This is a genomic window from Micromonospora fluostatini, from assembly GCF_050410825.1.
In the GTDB taxonomy this organism is placed as follows: Bacteria; Actinomycetota; Actinomycetes; order Mycobacteriales; family Micromonosporaceae; genus Micromonospora; species Micromonospora rosaria.
In genome coordinates, this window is the sequence record NZ_CP191251.1 from 4783672 (window position 1) to 4799942 (window position 16271).

Genomic DNA, 16271 nt, shown 5'->3' on the forward strand with positions numbered 1-16271 from the left:
ATGGAGTCGTACTACGAGTACCGGCACCTGGTGGGTTTCGAGGAGACCAACCTCGTCGGGAACGTCTACTACGTCAACTACATGCGCTGGCAGGGCCGGTGCCGGGAGATGTTCCTGCGGGACCGGGCGCCGGAGGTGCTGGCTGACATCCGCGACGACCTGAAGCTGTTCACCCTCAAGTGCGAGTGCGAGTTCTTCACCGAGATCACCGCGTTCGACGAGTTGTCGATCCGGATGCGGCTGGAGGACCTGACCCAGACCCAGATCGGGTTCGCCTTCGACTACGTCCGGCTGCGCGACGGCTTCGAGGAGCTGGTGGCCCGGGGCCGGCAACGGGTGGCGTGCATGCGCGGCCCGAACACCGACACCCGGCCGACCCGGGTGCCGGACGCGCTGCGGGAGGCCCTGTCGCGGTACGCCCTGCCCTCCGTCGGTGGTGGCGGCGGGCGGGGCGTGCTCCAGGGCGTCGGGGAGGGCTGAGCCGTGACCACAGCGGACCAGCGCCCGGTCACGGTACCGGCGCCCGCGCCGGCCGTGGGCAACCACGCCGAGCTGCGGGCGGTGATGGGGATGTTCGCCACCGGCGTGACGGTGGTGACCTCGGGCCGGGACCTGCCGCACGGCATGACCGCGAACGCCTTCGCCTCCGTGTCGCTGGACCCGGCGATGGTGCTGGTGTGCGTGAAACGCAGCTCCGTCATGCACGACACCGTGCTGGCCCAGGGCACCTTCGCGGTCTCCATCCTCGGCGCCGACCAGGAGGGGCTGGCCCGGTACTTCGCCAACTCCTCCCGGCCCCGCGACGAGCGGGAGTTCGAGACGGTGCCGTGCCACCCCGGGCCGCAGACCGGCACGCCGATCGTGGCCGGCAACGTGGCCTGGGTGGAGTGCAAGCTGGCGGCCGTGTACGACGGCGGCGACCACTCCATCTTCCTGGGCTCGGTGCTCGCCACCGGCCGCGGTGGGACCAGCGACGCGCTGCTGTTCCACGGCGGCCGGTTCGGTCGGGTCGGGTAGGAACCGGGGCACACCCCACGGCCGGGCCGGCCACGCACCCCGCGTGGCCGGCCCGGCCTCGTGCCGTGCCCGGCCGGGGAAGGCCCGGTGCCCTGCCCGGCCCCGTGCCCTGCCCGGCCTCGTGTCCTGCCCCGCCGGGGAAGGCCCGGTCATCCGCTGCCCGCACACGACGAGGCGCAACCGGTGCGGGCACCGGTTGCGCCGGGGGTCGTCGGATCAGGCCTCGTAGACGTGCATGGGCAGGCCGCCACGGACCCGCAGGGTCAGCATCGGCTCGGGCACCACCCGGTAGCCCGGTCGCAGGGACAGCCGCAGCTCCCGGGACACGCAGGCGAGCACGAACACCGCCTCCATCAGGCCCAGGTTGTTGCCGACGCAGAACCGGGGGCCGGCCCCGAACGGGATGTAGGCGTACCGGGGGCGGTCCACCGGCTTGTCGGGGTGGAACCGCGTCGGGTCGAACCGGTCCGGGTCGGGCCAGAACTCCGGGTGCCGGTGCAGGGTGTACGGGCACAGCACCACGTCCGCCCCGGCCGGCACGTGCCAGCCGCCGACCTGGTCCTCGCCCTGCGCGATCCGGGGCAGCAGCCACACCGGCGGGTACAGCCGCATCACCTCGTCGATCACCATCGCGGTGTACCGCAGCCGGTGCAGGTCCTCGTAGACCGGGGTCCGGTCGCCGAGCACCTCGACCGCCTCGGCGTGCAGCCGTTCCCAGACCTCGTGGTGCCGGTCGAGCAGGTGGAAGGTCCAGGTGAGGGTGCTGGCGGTGGTCTCGTGCCCGGCCAGCAGGAGGGTGACCAGCTCGTCGCGCATCCGCTGCCGGGCGACCCGTGGGTCGCTCTCCCGGCCGGTCGACTCGATCAGCCGGGAGACCACGTCGTCGCGGCCCTCGGCGCCGCCGGGCTCGGCCCGGCGCTGGGTCACCAGCCGGTCGACGATCTGTTGCAGCTCGGCCCGGGCCCGGCGGAACCGGAGCTGCCGGGGCAGCGGCACCCAGGTCGGTACCGCACCGAGCGACATCATCTCGAAGATGGCCTGGTCCTGCACGGCCTCGAAGGCCGTGCCGAGGCCACCGAACTCACCGAGGTCGGCGTCGAGCAGGGTCCGGCCGAGCACCCCGAGGGTCAGCTCGGTCATCTCGTGCCGGATGTCGACCGGCCCGGCCCCGACGGCCCGGCGCAGCCGGGTGGCCATCCCCACCGCCTCCTCGGCGATGGCGTCGGCCTGCCGGGCGATGCGCCGGGCCTGGAACACCGGCTGGATCACCTTGCGCTGCTTCGTCCACAGCTCACCCTCGCTGGTCAGCAGGCCGTCGCCGAGGGTACGGCGGGCGTGCACCAGGCCGATCCCCTTGTGGTAGTTGCCGGGGTTCTCGGCCAGCAGGTACTTGGCGTGGTCGGGGTGGTTGAAGAAGTACAGCGTCTTCGGGCCCAGCGGCAGCCGGACCGCGTCGCCGTACCGGGCCGCCACGTCGCGCATCACGTCGAGCCGGTTGCGGGCCATCCGCCCGAGCAGCGTCGGCGCCGTCCACGGGGAGGGCCCCGGGGGACGCAGCCGCCGCCGGTCGGCCACGGCGGTCACGGCTGCACCCGTACCGTGCTGCGGAACCGTTCGGCGACGGCCCGCCGCCACACCTCGTAGGCGGGCAGCCCACCGGCGGGGCCGGCCGGGATCAGCTCCTCGGTGACCCGGGCGGCGTCGGCGGCCGGGGCCCGGCAGAACACCCGGGTCGCCAGGTCGGTGTGCGGCACCAGCAGCCCGGCCCGCATGCGGGCCTGGGCGGCGAAGGCGGAGGCCTGGGCGACGAAGGGGGCGTGCTCCCCGGCGCGGCGCTGGAACAGCCGCAGCTCCTCCTCTGTGCAGCCACCCGCGTAGGTGGCCGCGAGCCCGGCCCCGCTGTAGAGGTCCTGACGGCGGGCCGGCTCGAAACGGTCGAGCAGGTCGGCGGCGAGCTTCGGGTCGCTGCCGGCGACGAACCAGGTGGCCCGGCCGATGCCCTGGTCGATGGCGCGCGCCGCGTAGCCGGACTCGGCCCGGGAGGGCCACGGGAAGTCGGTCACGGCCCGCCGCCCGTGCACGTAGGCGTCGGTGTGGAAGTACGCCTGGTGGAAGCCGTACCCGTCGTGCACCAGCCAGCGCAGCAGCGGGTCGGTGGCGGCGGCCAGGGCCCGTCGCCACAGCATCCGGGGCAGCCGCGCCAGGGCCCAGCCGATGCCGACGTAGGCCATGTAGACGTGCCGGTCGCCGGTACCGGCGAGGAACTCCGCGCTGCGCCGGGGGGTGCCCGGCGTGAGGGCGTCGACCAGCGCGAAGCCCATCGCCGCCCCCTCGTAGGCGAAGCCCTGGAACCGGGTGGGCAGGTCGGCCAGGTCGAGGTCGACGTCGGTGACCTGGCGGGCGCCGGCGGCCGAGGAGAGACCCGCCAGGAAGGACGCACCCACCGTCTCCAGGACGGCGCGGGCCTGCGGGCTCTTGTCGTGGAAGCCCCGGGTGGAGACGAGGGTCTCGGAGATGTCGGGGGTGAGGATGCGGCGCCTGAGCGCCCTGATGGTGCCGGCCACCTGCTGCTCCCATTCATCGGAGGATGGCGATCCAACTGCCCCATCCTGCGGACCGGCGGCACCGCACAGCCACTTCCCGGTTGCCCTGGCGGACTGCCGGGGATCGCCGGGGACCGGAGCGCGCCCGGCCGGTGGGTCCGGCGCGGGACAACGGCACCGTCGGAGAAGCCCGGCGGCCCTCTCCGGAGCCACGATCGAGCCGCCCGCCAAGCTCCGGCAGCCGTGGCGCGCCGCGCGTCGGGGCGCCGGTCGCGGGCGGAGAGGAGCTTCCCGATGGTGGTTCTCGTGACGGGCGGTACCGGGTTCGTCGGCTCCCACACGGTCGCCGCGCTGGCCGCCGCCGGGCAGCGGGTCCGGGTGCTGGCCCGCGACCCCGACCGGGTCGCCCCGGCCCTGACCCCGCTGGGGGTGCCGAGCGGGGCGGTGGAGGTCGCGGTCGGTGACGTCACCGACGAGGCGGCGGTGAGCCGGGCGGTCCGCGGTGCCGACGCGGTGGTCCACGCCGCCTCGGTGTACTCGTTCGACAGCCGGTCGCACGGGCTGACCCGGCGGACCAACCTGCGGGGTACCGAGGTGGTGCTGGGTGCCGCCGCACGGCTCGGGGTGGGTCGTACCGTGCACGTGTCGACGTTCGGCGCCCTGCGGCCCTCCCCGGCCGGGGAGGTGGGGCCCCAGTCACCGCCGTCCGCCGCCCGGGAGACGTACCTGGCCAGCAAGGCGGCGGCGGAACGGGTGGCCCGGTGGTACCAGGAGCACGGCGCGCCGGTGGTGATCAGCTATCCGCCGGCCCTGCTCGGCCCGGACGACCCGAAGCTCGGCGACCAGAACGCCCGGCTGCGGTACGTGTTGCGGGGGCTGATGCCGATGTGGCCCACCGGGGGCTTCCCGGTCGGTGACGTCCGGGACACGGCGGCCCTGCACGTCGCCATGGTCACCGCGCCACGTGAGCGGGGCACCCGGCACCTGGGCCCCGGCCGTTACCTGAGCACCCGCGACTTCGTCGGGGCGGTACGCGCGGTGACCGGGCGGCGGCTGCCCACCGTGTTCCTGCCGGCGCGGGCGGTCCTGCCGTTCGCCTACGCCACCGACCTGGTGCAGCGGGTGTGGCCCTGGCACATCCCGGCCGAGTACGGCGCCTGCTACGTCTGCGCCCGCGACGCCCGCCCCGAACCGGGGCCGCCGGCTCTGGGGCCGGTGCCCCGGCCGGTCACCGAGACGCTCGCCGACACGGTGCGCTGGCTGCACCGGTCCGGGCGGCTGACGGCGGCGCAGGCCGGCCGGGCCGCCGTCACCGACCGCGTCGCGTCCGCGGCGCGGCCCGTCGAGGCCGCTCCTTCGCGGCACGAGGAGGCATCGTCATGACCAGCACGCAGACCCGGTCCCCCGGCCCACCCGGTGGTGGGGCCCCGGCCGCCTACCGCCGGGTGCGGGAGACGACGGAGGCCCTGGTGACGGCCGACCCGGACGCGGCGACCGTCCAGGTGGAGCACTGTCCGGGGTGGACGGTGCGGGACCTCGTCGCCCATCTGGTGGAGGTCTGCGCCCGGGTGCACGACCGGGTCACCGGGCTGCCGCCGGCACCGGCCCCCGGCCCGCGGGCGGGGCTGCCGGAGCTGCTGGCCCGGTGGGCGGAGCTGAGCGGACCGGTGGAGGAGTTCCTCGCCGGCCCGGCGTCGATGGACCGGGGCATTCTCGTGATGGACGCCTTCACCCACGAGTTGGACCTGCGCCGGGCACTCGGTGCCGCGCCGCCGGAGGACCACCCGGCGCTGCCGGTGGCGATCCATGTCCTGGTGACCGGGCTGACCGCGTCACTGGCGGGTCACGGCCTGCCGGCGTTGGCGGTGCGCAGCGGGCACGGCCTTCTGGTGGCGGGGACGGGTGAGCCGGCCGCGACGGTGTCGGGGCACTGGTACGACGTGTACCTGTCGCTGGCCGGGCGGCGCACCGAGGCGCAGATCCGGTCGCTGCGCTGGAGCGAGGACCCGCGGCGGTGGCTGCCGGCGTTCACCTGGGGTCCGTTCCGGGTGCCGGAGGCGGTGGCCGTTGACGGCACCCCGGGCTCAGCCGCCCTGGACGGGGTGCGCTGACGCGAGGCTGGGACGTCCGAGGGTACGGCTCGGGCGTCCCGGGTGTCCGCGCCGGCCGGTGCCGCTGGGCGGCGGTGCCGGCCGGCCGGCACCGGCGGCGGTAGCCGGCCGGCGGCCCCGCCCCACCGGCCCGCTGCCCGCCCCGGACGGGCGGGTCACCTGGCGTTGTGCAGCACCCGGCCCGACCGGACGCTCCGCCGTTCCTGGCGGCCGAAGCCCCGCCGCGTCCCGGTCTCGGGCGCGTGGTTGTCGAGTTCCGGGAGGGCGATGAGGATGGGCAGGTCGAAGACCCCGGTGGGGTGCAGGTCCAGGTGCACGGTGAGGTCGGCGCCGGCGGCCACGGTGAGCGCGTCGTGGGCGCCGACGGCCACCGGACGCCGCATGGAGGGCTTGGCGGCGACGTCCTCCAGGGCGATCGCGGCGGCCCGCAGGTACCACTCCCCCTCGGGGACGTCCCGCAACAGGTAGTCGCCGGACTCCTCCAGGATGTCGCAGGAGGCCGGCAGGCCCTGCACGATGGGGCTGTCGAAGACCCCGACGTAGATCTTGACCGGTACGTCGACCGGGGGCAGGACGATCCGCCCGCCGATGGTGGCCCGGCGGCGGGGGCCGGCCGTACGGGTCCGGGACAGGTGGGGGATGCCGTGCTCGGCCAGCCATCGGTAGCGGGCCGGGGAGATGCCGACGCTGCGGGTGAACCGGCTGATGAAGGTGCCCAGGCTGTTGTACCCGACCGCGTAGGCGATGTCGGTCACGCTCATGTCCGTCTCCAGCAGCAGGTTCTTGGCCTTGTAGAGGCGGATGGCGGTCAGGAACCGGCCGGGCGAAGTGCCGGTCTTGGACCGGAACAGCCGAGAGAAGTAAAACCGGCTGAGAAACGCGGAATCAGCCATAGCGTCGAGTGAAAGCGGTTCGTGGTAACGGTCCCACATGATCGAGATAGCCCGTTCAACGGCATTGTGCATGGCGAATCAACTCCATTCGTGAGCACGCCAGACAGTTACCGGACCGACCGTCGAGCACACCGCGCTCGCGTGCCGGCGGCACCCGGCCGCAGGACACACCGCCCTGCGGCCGGCAGCACATCACCCACCCTGGACCGCTACGACATCATCGACGACACGTAACGGAACAGGTGTTCGATCCACCCGGGTTACAGTTGGGAAAATTGCCAGTTCACCGAAGGTTTGGGGCCGGAGGGGTGGGGGCCGATGATGCGAACGCCACGCTAACTGTCTGTGCACTTAGCGGCCTTGGCACGACCATGACAATACCATGCACAGAGATCAATACACATGGAAAGTTTGTTCTTGTTACCCGCGATGACGCACCGTTAACTGAGCACGACAACAATTATCCGAATTGTTCGGCGAAGTACGCGCTGTCCGGACACAATCAGTCCGGGGTCGGGAGGAGCGCGCCCAGCCACCGCGCCGCGGCCATGGCCGCCCAGGAGCAGAGTTCGACCAGGCCGCGGTCGTCCGCGCCGGTGCTCCGGCAGGCCTGGATCACCCCCGCGTCCACCTGGTACGAGGCGAAGGCGACCAGCAGGGCCAACCGCCCGGCGGGCCGGTGCTGCTCGGACAACCCCGAGACCAGTTCCTCCACCCACGTCCGGCTGATCCCCCGCGGACCACCGCGCCAGCCCACCAGGTTGACCAGGACCAGGTCCCGCACCGGCTCGGGGACCGACCGCTGACCGGCCGCCTCGATCACCGCGCAGGCCCGGCCGAAGGCCTGGGCCACCGTCGGGTTGCCCACCGCCCAGGGCAGGTCCGGCGGGAGGGGGGCGTCCGGGAGCAGGTCCAGCGACCGTCCCGGCGGGTGCGGGTCGCGCGCGGCGCCCACCATGGCCCCGCCCAGCACCCGCAGCACCACGGGCAGCATGAACTCCGGCACCCCCGGCGGCAGCGGCACGTCCCGCAGGAAGACGTTGACCACCCGGTTCAGGTAGTGCAGCAGCACCGCCGTGCCGACCAGTTCGGGCCCCTGGGCGGCCGGGAACGGCGCGGCCGACGGCGTCCCGCCGTCGGCCGGCATCGCCCACCCGACGAACCGCTCCAACTCCTCCTCGCCGCCGGCCCCCCGGTCGGCGGCGTCGGGGCCGGCGGGGCCGAGCAGGCCCAGCGCGTTGTTGTGGATCGTCGCGCAGTAGGGGCAGACGTTACCCAGCGAGACGGCGGTGGCCACCGACTCCTTGGCCGCCCGGGGCGCCGCCCCCGGCACGATCAGGGTCTCCCGCAGCAGCATCCACGCCGCCGCCAGCACCTCGGGCGCCTGGGCGTGCAGGGCGACCGGCGGCGCCAGCACCCCGAAGTCGGTCTCCATCTGCCCGTAGACCCTGGCCACCAGGCCGTCCGCCCGGCCACGTCGCACGGGGGAGACGTGTCGGATCTGGGTCAGTCCCAGCGCACCCAGCACCGGTCGCAGAACACTTGCCGGCATCACGTACCTCATCCATCTTGGCGAATTGAACACAGGTTATCGGCGAAAAGTGCCGTGAGCTAGTAATAAGTACGGTCGAGGCGCTACGAGGGTTCCGCCGGGCAGCGATTACCCACTAGGCAATCTGGGAGAGTACATCGACCGGTGCGGCGTGTCATCATGAGCCAGCGGAATCGTTTTCCGGCAACTGTCACCGGTGCCTCCGCATCCCCCGTCGCCCCGTCGGAGTTCGCTGCGGCCACCGACGACATCCAGATTGGCTTCGACGCTGGTCATGCTGTCGCACCGCTGGCCCGACATCGCCCGAGCAACCAGGAGAAGGCTCATGCAATCGACGAAACAGCCGGGAGTCAGGGTTCCCCTGATCGACGAGGAGCAGGCCGAGGGTCGCACCGCCGAGCTCTACGAGGAAATCAAGGCGGTCACCGGTCTGCCATTCGTCCCCGACATGTTCCGGCTCACCTCCACCAATCCACGGTTGCTCGCGGTGGTGGTGGCCGGATACGGGGGCATCTTCGGGGGCGACACCCTGCCCCGGGAGCTCAAGGAGCTGATCTCCGCATGGACGTCCAAACTCAACGGTTGCCCGTACTGCGTGGGCACGCACAGTTGGTTCCTCAGCCAGTTCGGCGGCAGCGACGAGCTGCTGGAGGCGGTGGCCAACGCGTCCACCGCCGAGGAACTGCCGGTGGACGAGCGCACCATGCCGCTGATGCAGTTGGTGACGAAGGTGAGCACCGGCTCGTACAAGATCACCGATGCGGACTGGGAGCGGGCCACCGAGGCCGGCTGGAGCGACGCGGAGCTGCTGGAGGCTGTCTTCTGCGCCTGTCTGTTCGCGTTCATCAACCGCCTGGTCGACGCCACCGGGCTGGGCTCCTCCGTCGACCGCAGCCGCATCGCGCGGCTGGCCGACGAGTGACACCCGGCCGGGAAGGGAAGCCATCATGACCCAGTCACGCGCCATCCTGCTCACCGGCGCCTCCTCCGGCACCGGCCTCTCCTCGGGCTCCGGCAAGGCGACCGCGCTGCGGCTGCACCGGGCGGGGTGGCCGGTCTACGCCACCGGGCGCAACCTGGCCGCCCTGTCCGACCTGGCCGACGAGGGCATCACGGTGCTCCACCTCGACGTCACCGACGAGGAGTCGATGGCGGCGGCCGTCAAGCGGGTCACCGAGGACCACGGGGCGGTCGGCACCCTGATCAACAACGCCGCCTACAGCCTGAACGGCACCATCGGCGAGACCCCGATGGACGAGGTGCGCGCCCAGTTCGAGACGAACGTGTTCGGCCTGAGTCGGCTCACCCAGATGGTCCTGCCCGGGATGCGGGACCAGGGCGCCGGCCGGGTGATCATCATGTCGTCGATCTTCGGCATGTTCGCCACCCCCGGCCGGGGCTACTACCAGGCCACCAAGCACGCCCTGGAGGCGATCGGCGACTCCCTGCGCCTGGAGGTGTCCCGCTTCGGCATCAAGGTGGTGGTGATCCAGCCCGCGCCCATCCTCGGCGGCTTCGTCCCGGACAGCGTCTCCGACCTGGGCATGGACTCGCACGACAACCCCGCCCTGTACCGGGACTTCTGGGAGTACTTCGTCGACTGGCACCAGGCGTACCGGCTCAGCGACAACCCGCCCCTGCGCGGCAAGATCGCGGTACGGGCCGAACACGTCGCCAAGGTCCTGGAGAAGGCGGTCACCACCCCCAACCCCCGCATCCGCTACCGGCTCGGCATGCCGCCCCGGGTGCTGCCGAAGATGCGGGCGATCATCGGTGAACGCGGGTGGGAGAAGTTCGTCCGCTCGTTCTTCCCCATTCCCTGACCACGCACGCCAGCGGCGCCGACGGATGTCGTCGGCGCCGCTCGTCGTTTCCCCCGCTGCCCGCACGTCGTACCGTCCTCGTCTACAGCCCTGGGTCGGCGGCTCGTAGCGACATGGGACGTCGACCGTTGCGGGGGCGCAGCCACAGCAGGGCGAGCACCACCGCCAGCACCGCCCCGTCGACGACCAGCAGGAAGGCGCTGAACCCGTCGACGGTGTGGCCGTGCGTGCGCACCGCGTCCGTACCGGCCTGCCGGGCGGCGGCGTCCAGGGGAGCCGGTGCGCGCCCGGTGCCCACGCTGAACCGGTGCGCGCCGGTGGCGGTGCCGCCGTCGACGAAGGTCACGTGGTAGGCGACCGTGTAGTCCCCGGCGGCGCCGATCCGCACCGGCAGCCGCAGGCCGGCCCCGCCCGAGGGACGCGCCGGCTCCTCGACGATCCGCGCGCCGGCGGCGTCGAGCACCGCCACGTGCGAGTCCGCCTCATCGATCTCCGCCCCGAAGGTCAGGGCCACCTCGGCCGGTGCGGCGGTGAGCGCCGCCCCGGCCGGCGGGTCGGCCGCCACCAGGCCGCCCTGCGCCCGCGCCGGGCCGGACGTGAGGACGAGGGCGACCAGCCCGGCAGCCACCGCGGCGGCGAACGCCGTCCGCCGGTGACCACCGGGCCGGGGGCTCAGTTCACGCACCATGGAGCGCGAGGGGCCGGCTGTCGGCGTGCCTGCCGGTGCAGTTGCACGACATCAGCTCCTGCTCCCGACGGTTGGGGCGCAGGTGCAGGTACATCGCGATGACCATCGGCACGAAGACGACCGAGTTGTAGAACAGGTGCAGCTCCACCCGGGGCAGGACGAGCTGGAGCAGGCTGGTCGGCACCGCCTGGCCGAAGAACACCACGCCGGCCTGCGCCTGCCACAGCAGCAGGAAGTGCTCGATGTGGTGCCAGAACTGGATGGCCAGCGCCACCGTCCACCAGGTCCTGGCCCGGCCGACGAAGCCCCGGCGCAGCAGGAACAGGAACGCCAGCATCACGATCGCGTACCCGTAGTGCAACCATTCCGAGGAGACCAGCCAGGGGTAGAACTGGCCGAGCACGCCCCGGGCCTGCGGCCGGGCCAGGCCCAGCGCCCAGATCTGGTAGGCCTGCACCAGGTGCTCGGCCCAGTGGGCGACCGTGACCAGCAGGAAGCCGTTCAGGGCCGCCTTGTGGTGCGGCCCGTTGAGCCACCCGAGCAGCCCGCCGGGGCGGGCGGCGGTGAGGGATTGCGACATGTCTGGCACCTTCCGTGAGGACGCGGGACGAGCACGCCAAGAGGCCGCGGGGAGAGGCAGTCAGCGGCTTGCCGCGAAGCTAGCCAACCGCGGCATTCCAGAGTTCCTTGAGATTGCCGAGTTGCCGTCGGCTTTCCGGCAGCGATCGATTCGCCACTGTGGATGGCGACCGAGCGGGTGTCCGGGGGGATCGGCGACGGGTCAGGCCGGGATCCAGTTGGCGTGGAAGCCGCTGGGAATCCGGGTGGGCAGGTGCACCACGGCGACCGGCGGGCCGGCCACGTCGCCGGCGTCGAGGACGACCAGGCTGCTGCGGTCGGTACGGCCGTCGTGGACGTAGGTGAGCAGCCAGCCGTCGTCCTCGGCGGCGAGCGGCCCCCGGGGCACGAACACCGCCTCCCCCGCCTCCCGGTGCGGGCCGAAGTCGTGCACCGTCACCTCCCGGCGGACCAGGTCGTGGCGCAGCAGCGCCGAGCCGCCCAGCACCCCCGCCCCGGACTGCATGGCCACCGTGTAGGCGTACCGGTGGGCCATGGTCGTGCGACGTTCGTCGATGCGGGGGAACTCCTGCGGGATGTCGTCGAGCTGCTCGGCGGCGACGGTGCCCCGGGTCAGGTCCAGGGTCCAGCGCCACAGGGTCGGGGGGCTCTCCCCCGGGCTGTGCAGGTCCCGGTCGAAGACCCGGTCGTAGCGGATCACGTCGACCACGCACCGGTCGTCGACCTCGTAGGCGTTGACCGGGTGGAAGACGTAGCAGGGGTCCACCTCGAACCAGCGCACGTCCCCCGGGGCCCGGCGGGGCAGCAGCCCCAGCCGGGCCGGCCGCCCGGCCGACCAGGCGTACGGGAAGCGGGAGCCGGCCCGCGCCAGCCGCGGGTCGAAGACCACCGGCAGGTCGAACAGCACCGAGTGCCGGTCGGTCAGCGCGAGCGAGTGCATCAGCGGCGGGCCGGTGACCTCGATCCGGTCGCAGCGGCGCACCCGCCCCTCGGGGCTGATCACGAGGTGCTCGACGTAGGGCAGCTCGTGGTAGTAGGCGACGGCGAACAGCTCGCCGGTGACCGGGTCGCACTGGGCGTGGGCGGCGAAGCCGTGCGGCAGCGTGCCGTCGAAGTCGACCCGGGCCACCGAGTCCAGGTGGCCGTCCAGCTCGACGGGGAGCACGCCGGCCTCGCCGAGGGCGAGGAGGCGACCGCCGTGCCGGATGAGGTTGCCGCCCGCGTTGTCGGAGAGCCCGTGGCGGGGGCCGGGCAGCGGCAGCTCCCCCAGGGCACGGGCGACCCGGTCGGTGCGGATCCACCGGTTGCGGTACCACAGCGCCCGGCCCGCGCGCAGCCGTACCCCGTGCGCCATGCCGTCGCCGACCAGGGAGTGTGCCGGGCGGGCGCCGCCCAGCGGGTTGGGCCCGATGCGGACGAAGCAGCCGTCCAGCTCGGCCGGCAGCCGTCCGGTGACCGTCAGGTCCAGCTCGGTCGACTCGGTGGCGACGGGGCGTCGGTTGTCGTAGCGGGGCGGGGTCGCAAGGGCACGGGCGGCGACGCTCATCGGGTCCTCCACCGGGATGTCGCGGATCTTTACGTATCGCAGTTACGTAACACCGTTACTTAAAGAACCGTACGCCCGGCGTGAGAACATGTCAACGTGAGCCCGCGCCGCATCGACCCGACGCTGGCGACCGCCCTGCTGGAAGCCGCCGCCCGGCTGCTGGCCGAGGAGGGCGTCGCCGGCCTGACCACCCGCCGCCTCGCGGCGGCCGTGGGTGCCTCGACCACGGCCGTCTACACGCACTTCGGCGGCATGGACAACCTGGTGCGGGCGATGGTGCACGAGGGCTTCGCCCGGCTGCACCGGCGGATGTCGACCGTGCGGGCCACCACCGACCCGGTCGCCGACATGATGGCCCTCGGGTACGCCTACCGGGCCAACGCCCTCGACCACCCCCCGCTCTACCAGGTGATGTTCGGCAGCGCGGCGCTCGGCGGGTTCGCCCTGGCCGACGGCGACCGGCAGCACGGCCGGTACACCCTCCAGCCGCTGGTCGACGCGGTGGCGCGGGCCACCACCCAGGGCCGGTTCCGCACCGGCGACCCGCTGCTGGTCGCCCAGAACATGTGGATCGCCCTGCACGGGCTGGTCAGCCTCGAACTGGGTGGCTACCTGATCGACCCGTACGACCCGGACGTCTGCTTCGAGGCGCAGCTACGGTCCCTCATGGTCGGCGCCGGCGACGACCCCGACCAGGCGGCGGCCTCGTACGCGCGGGCCCGACGGCGCCGGGCGCCGCGCGCCTGACCCGTCCCCACCGTCGGGCGCCGGGCGGGCCGGCGCCCCCGGCGCGGCGGCACCCGGGGCCGGTCGCGGTCGGTGAGCAACGGCGGAGAAGTAACAGGCGTAGCCCAATGTGATGCTCGTGTCGGGTCCCGAGCACTCTGCACTGGAAGCGCATCCACTCCTGCGAGTCACGCCACAGGATTGCCCCCTTCCCCAACGTATCGAAGGATGTCGATGATGCCTGGAATCGATTATCTGGTGGTCGGGTCCGGTTCCGCCGGAGCCGCGCTGGCCGGCAGGCTGAGCGAGGACCCCCACCGCCGGGTTCTGCTGCTGGAGGCCGGCCCCGACTTCGCCACCGTCGCCGACACCCCGGCCGACCTGACCGACGGCAGCGCCATGTCGATGGACCTGCACGACTGGCACTTCAAGGCCGAGATCACCGACCGCCGCCGGATCATCTACCCGCGCGGCAAGGTCACCGGTGGCTCCTCCGCCGTCGGCGCCACCATCGCCCTGCGCGGCAACCCGGAGAACTTCGACGAGTGGGCCGCCATGGGCAACCCCGCCTGGGCCTGGGACGAGGTGCTGCCGTTCTACAAGCGCCTGGAGGACGACCTCGACTTCGACGACGAGTTCCACGGCAGGGGCGGGCCCATCCCGATCCGCCGCTGGAAGGCCGACGAGGTCGCCCCGGTGCAGCAGGTGTTCCAGGAGGCCTGCCTCAAGGCCGGCTACGCCGAGGTCGCCGACCACAACCACCCGGAGGCCACCGGCGTGGGGCCGATCCCCTCCAACCGCCGCGACCTGCGGACCCGGTGGTCCAGCGCGATGGGGTACCTGCACCCCGCCCGGGACCGGGAGAACCTGGAGATCCGCTCCGGCGTCCAGGTCAACCGGGTGGTGTTCCGGGGCACCCGGGCGACCGGGGTCGAGATCGCCAAGCCCGGCGGCGGCACCGAGGTGATCGAGGCCGGCCAGGTCATCCTGGCCGCCGGGGCGGTCAACTCCCCGGCGATCCTGCTGCGCTCGGGCATCGGGCCCGCCGCCGACCTGCGCCGGCTGCGCATCGACGTGCTGCTGGACCGCCCCGGGGTGGGCGCCGACCTGATCGACCACCCCCGCACCGGCGCCTTCATGGTGCCCCAGCCGGGGTCGTTCAACACCGAGGACGCCTTCCTCCAGACGATCCTGCGCACCACCGCGCCGGGCTCCACGGAGTTCAACGACCTCCAGTACTACATGATCAACCACTTCGACCTGACGCTCTTCCCCGAGTTGCAGATGCTGGCCGCGGCGAAGGTGATCTTCGGGGTGATGGTCGTGCACCAGCGGCCGGAGTCGCGGGGCCGGCTCACCCTCACCTCGGCCGACCCCACCGCCCCGCCGGACGTGGTGCTGAACTTCCTCGACACCGAAAGGGACGTGCAGACCCTGGTGGACGCGGTCCGCAACTGCTGGCAGCTCATGCAGACGGCCGGTATCCACGACACGGGCCAGCGGTTCGTCGTGCTCGGCGAGGAGATGGTCGCCGACGACGAGCTGATGCGCCACTACGTCCGGCTCAGCCTCGACAGCGGCTACCACCCGGTCGGTACCGCCCGGATGGGCACCGCGGACGACGAGGGCGCGGTGGTCGACGAGCGGCTGCGGGTGCACGGCACCGAGGGGCTGTACGTCTGCGACGCCTCGGTGATGCCCTCGATCGTCAACTGCAACACCAACCTCACCTCCACGATGATCGGTGAGCGGCTCGCCGACTGGCTCCGCCAGTCCTGACCGCCCGCCCCGGACCCGGGCGCCCCGTGGTGCTGAACCCCACGGGGCGCCCGTCCTGCGTCCCGCCCCGACCGCCGGGGCCGCCCACCGCCCTCGGGCGCCCCGGAGCGGTCAGCCGACCGGGCTCGGCGTGTTCCCGCCCGCCCCGTGCGCGGGGGCGTTGATCTCGACCGGGGGCGGGAACCGGGTGATGAAGTCGCAGAGCGTGACGTGGGTCGGCACGATCGTCACCACCGCCATGTCCGTCGTGTGGGCCCGCTTGGCGCGTTCCCACTCCACCATGGCGTCGTCCCCGATCATCCGGCGGGAGGCCGCCACGTGCTCCTCGGGGAGCCCCTGCCGCACCTCGATCGAGGCGGTGCCGCGGACCAGCATGATCAGCGGGGTGTAGGCGGGGGCCGGTACGCCGAGCAGGGCCGCCGCCTTCTCGCGCGGCCCGGCCGCCATCGTGTCGACGGTGAAGGACACCTGCGGGTGCGCCGCGATGGCCCGGACCTTGTACGCGGTCGTCGGGCTGGCGAAGACGAACGCCGAGCCGTTCCACACGTACGAGACCGGTACCGAGCGCGGGTGGCCGTCCAGCCCCACGTACCCGAGCCGCATCAGGACCGGCGCCGCCACCAGCGTCTGCGCCACCGGGTCGGTGTTCATCAGGTGCACGATCTCCGGGTAGTCCACAACTGCCCCTTCCCACCAGCGGAGCGGCGACGATGGATACCGGCACCCGCTCCGTCGCGTGCCACCCTCGACAGCGGCCGTGTCCGTCCCGCGTCACCGGGTCGCCGGATCCCTACCGGCCCAGTCTCGCAACGCGCGGGGGGCGGCCCTTCTCCCGTCGTGCCCAACCCGGGCGGGCACCGGCACCCGGCCCCGGCCGGGGCGGCGGTCCCGCCGCGTGCCACCCGTCGCGCCCGGCGGTCCGCAGAGACACGGCGAGGTCCCCGGCCGGCACCGTCGTCGTCGACGACAGCGTCCGGCCGGGGACCCTGTTCCCGCAGGCTCCGCCGGGTGGGG

Annotated in this window: 16 protein-coding genes; 8 read left to right on the plus strand and 8 right to left on the minus strand. The window is 73.0% G+C overall.

Annotated elements, in window-relative coordinates; translation table 11 throughout:
- Positions 1–480 carry an acyl-CoA thioesterase gene (locus tag ACQUFX_RS20890; RefSeq protein WP_067371523.1) on the plus strand — a complete coding sequence of 160 codons (480 nt, stop codon included), beginning with the start codon at positions 1–3 and terminating at the stop codon, positions 478–480.
- Positions 481–564: 84 nt separating this feature from the next.
- Positions 565–1017: a flavin reductase family protein gene (locus ACQUFX_RS20895; protein WP_428967023.1), complete on the plus strand. Its 453-nt coding sequence runs from the start codon at positions 565–567 to the stop codon at positions 1015–1017.
- Positions 1018–1233: 216 nt separating this feature from the next.
- On the opposite strand, the gene ACQUFX_RS20900 is transcribed toward ACQUFX_RS20895, so the two are convergent.
- Together ACQUFX_RS20900 and ACQUFX_RS20905 are read right to left on the minus strand one after the other, a co-directional pair.
- Positions 1234–2601 (minus strand): cytochrome P450, encoded by a 1368-nt coding sequence (locus ACQUFX_RS20900; protein WP_428962026.1) that lies wholly within the window; start codon positions 2599–2601, stop codon positions 1234–1236.
- A complete protein-coding gene (locus ACQUFX_RS20905; RefSeq protein ID WP_428962027.1) occupies positions 2598–3581 on the minus strand; it encodes a DUF1702 family protein in 984 nt (327 codons plus the stop codon). The genes ACQUFX_RS20900 and ACQUFX_RS20905 overlap by 4 nt, the downstream gene beginning before the upstream one ends.
- 273 nt (positions 3582–3854) lie before the next feature.
- On the opposite strand from ACQUFX_RS20905, the gene ACQUFX_RS20910 reads away from it, so the two are divergent.
- Positions 3855–4943, plus strand: a complete 1089-nt coding sequence (locus ACQUFX_RS20910) for an SDR family NAD(P)-dependent oxidoreductase (protein ID WP_428962028.1) — start codon at positions 3855–3857, stop codon at positions 4941–4943.
- Positions 4940–5671, plus strand: coding sequence for a maleylpyruvate isomerase family mycothiol-dependent enzyme (locus ACQUFX_RS20915; protein ID WP_428962029.1), 732 nt, complete (start codon positions 4940–4942; stop codon positions 5669–5671). The genes ACQUFX_RS20910 and ACQUFX_RS20915 overlap by 4 nt, the downstream gene beginning before the upstream one ends.
- Positions 5672–5826: 155 nt before the next feature.
- Here the strand turns inward: ACQUFX_RS20915 and ACQUFX_RS20920 are convergent, their stop codons facing one another.
- Positions 5827–6636: a helix-turn-helix transcriptional regulator gene (locus ACQUFX_RS20920; RefSeq protein ID WP_428962030.1), complete on the minus strand. Its 810-nt coding sequence runs from the start codon at positions 6634–6636 to the stop codon at positions 5827–5829.
- Positions 6637–7066: 430 nt separating this feature from the next.
- On the minus strand, positions 7067–8116 hold the full coding sequence (locus tag ACQUFX_RS20925) for a carboxymuconolactone decarboxylase family protein (RefSeq protein ID WP_428962031.1): 1050 nt from the start codon (positions 8114–8116) through the stop codon (positions 7067–7069).
- A 325-nt stretch (positions 8117–8441) separates the two neighbouring features.
- Here ACQUFX_RS20925 and ACQUFX_RS20930 point away from each other — a divergent pair, with 325 nt between their 5' ends.
- Both ACQUFX_RS20930 and ACQUFX_RS20935 read left to right on the plus strand, forming a co-directional pair.
- Positions 8442–9038, plus strand: coding sequence for a carboxymuconolactone decarboxylase family protein (locus ACQUFX_RS20930; protein ID WP_428962032.1), 597 nt, complete (start codon positions 8442–8444; stop codon positions 9036–9038).
- 25 nt (positions 9039–9063) lie between these two features.
- Positions 9064–9939: an SDR family NAD(P)-dependent oxidoreductase gene (locus ACQUFX_RS20935; RefSeq protein ID WP_428962033.1), complete on the plus strand. Its 876-nt coding sequence runs from the start codon at positions 9064–9066 to the stop codon at positions 9937–9939.
- Between the two features lie 82 nt (positions 9940–10021).
- On the opposite strand, the gene ACQUFX_RS20940 is transcribed toward ACQUFX_RS20935, so the two are convergent.
- From ACQUFX_RS20940 to ACQUFX_RS20950, 3 genes are all read right to left on the minus strand, one after another.
- Complete coding sequence (locus ACQUFX_RS20940; protein ID WP_428962034.1) at positions 10022–10627, minus strand: copper resistance CopC family protein; 606 nt, start codon at positions 10625–10627, stop codon at positions 10022–10024.
- Positions 10617–11207, minus strand: a complete 591-nt coding sequence (locus tag ACQUFX_RS20945) for a hypothetical protein (protein WP_428962035.1) — start codon at positions 11205–11207, stop codon at positions 10617–10619. Before ACQUFX_RS20945 ends, ACQUFX_RS20940 begins: the two co-directional genes overlap by 11 nt.
- A 201-nt stretch (positions 11208–11408) precedes the next feature.
- Positions 11409–12752: a carotenoid oxygenase family protein gene (locus ACQUFX_RS20950; RefSeq protein ID WP_428962036.1), complete on the minus strand. Its 1344-nt coding sequence runs from the start codon at positions 12750–12752 to the stop codon at positions 11409–11411.
- 96 nt (positions 12753–12848) lie between these two features.
- Here ACQUFX_RS20950 and ACQUFX_RS20955 point away from each other — a divergent pair, with 96 nt between their 5' ends.
- On the plus strand, positions 12849–13499 hold the full coding sequence (locus tag ACQUFX_RS20955; protein ID WP_428962037.1) for a TetR-like C-terminal domain-containing protein: 651 nt from the start codon (positions 12849–12851) through the stop codon (positions 13497–13499).
- A 216-nt stretch (positions 13500–13715) separates the two neighbouring features.
- Complete coding sequence (locus ACQUFX_RS20960) at positions 13716–15257, plus strand: GMC family oxidoreductase (RefSeq protein WP_428962038.1); 1542 nt, start codon at positions 13716–13718, stop codon at positions 15255–15257.
- A 111-nt stretch (positions 15258–15368) separates the two neighbouring features.
- Here the strand turns inward: ACQUFX_RS20960 and ACQUFX_RS20965 are convergent, their stop codons facing one another.
- On the minus strand, positions 15369–15935 hold the full coding sequence (locus tag ACQUFX_RS20965; RefSeq protein WP_067359869.1) for a pyridoxamine 5'-phosphate oxidase family protein: 567 nt from the start codon (positions 15933–15935) through the stop codon (positions 15369–15371).
- Positions 15936–16271: the final 336 nt, after the last annotated feature.

Coding starts and splice junctions, on each gene's coding strand:
- ACQUFX_RS20890 (WP_067371523.1), top strand. CDS start 1: ATGGAGTCGTACTACGAGTACCGGCACCTGGTGGGTTTCGAGGAGACC.
- ACQUFX_RS20895 (WP_428967023.1), top strand. CDS start 565: ATGGGGATGTTCGCCACCGGCGTGACGGTGGTGACCTCGGGCCGGGAC.
- ACQUFX_RS20910 (WP_428962028.1), top strand. CDS start 3,855: ATGGTGGTTCTCGTGACGGGCGGTACCGGGTTCGTCGGCTCCCACACG.
- ACQUFX_RS20915 (WP_428962029.1), top strand. CDS start 4,940: ATGACCAGCACGCAGACCCGGTCCCCCGGCCCACCCGGTGGTGGGGCC.
- ACQUFX_RS20920 (WP_428962030.1), bottom strand. CDS start 6,636: ATGCACAATGCCGTTGAACGGGCTATCTCGATCATGTGGGACCGTTAC.
- ACQUFX_RS20925 (WP_428962031.1), bottom strand. CDS start 8,116: ATGCCGGCAAGTGTTCTGCGACCGGTGCTGGGTGCGCTGGGACTGACC.
- ACQUFX_RS20930 (WP_428962032.1), top strand. CDS start 8,442: ATGCAATCGACGAAACAGCCGGGAGTCAGGGTTCCCCTGATCGACGAG.
- ACQUFX_RS20935 (WP_428962033.1), top strand. CDS start 9,064: ATGACCCAGTCACGCGCCATCCTGCTCACCGGCGCCTCCTCCGGCACC.
- ACQUFX_RS20940 (WP_428962034.1), bottom strand. CDS start 10,627: ATGGTGCGTGAACTGAGCCCCCGGCCCGGTGGTCACCGGCGGACGGCG.
- ACQUFX_RS20945 (WP_428962035.1), bottom strand. CDS start 11,207: ATGTCGCAATCCCTCACCGCCGCCCGCCCCGGCGGGCTGCTCGGGTGG.
- ACQUFX_RS20950 (WP_428962036.1), bottom strand. CDS start 12,752: ATGAGCGTCGCCGCCCGTGCCCTTGCGACCCCGCCCCGCTACGACAAC.
- ACQUFX_RS20960 (WP_428962038.1), top strand. CDS start 13,716: ATGCCTGGAATCGATTATCTGGTGGTCGGGTCCGGTTCCGCCGGAGCC.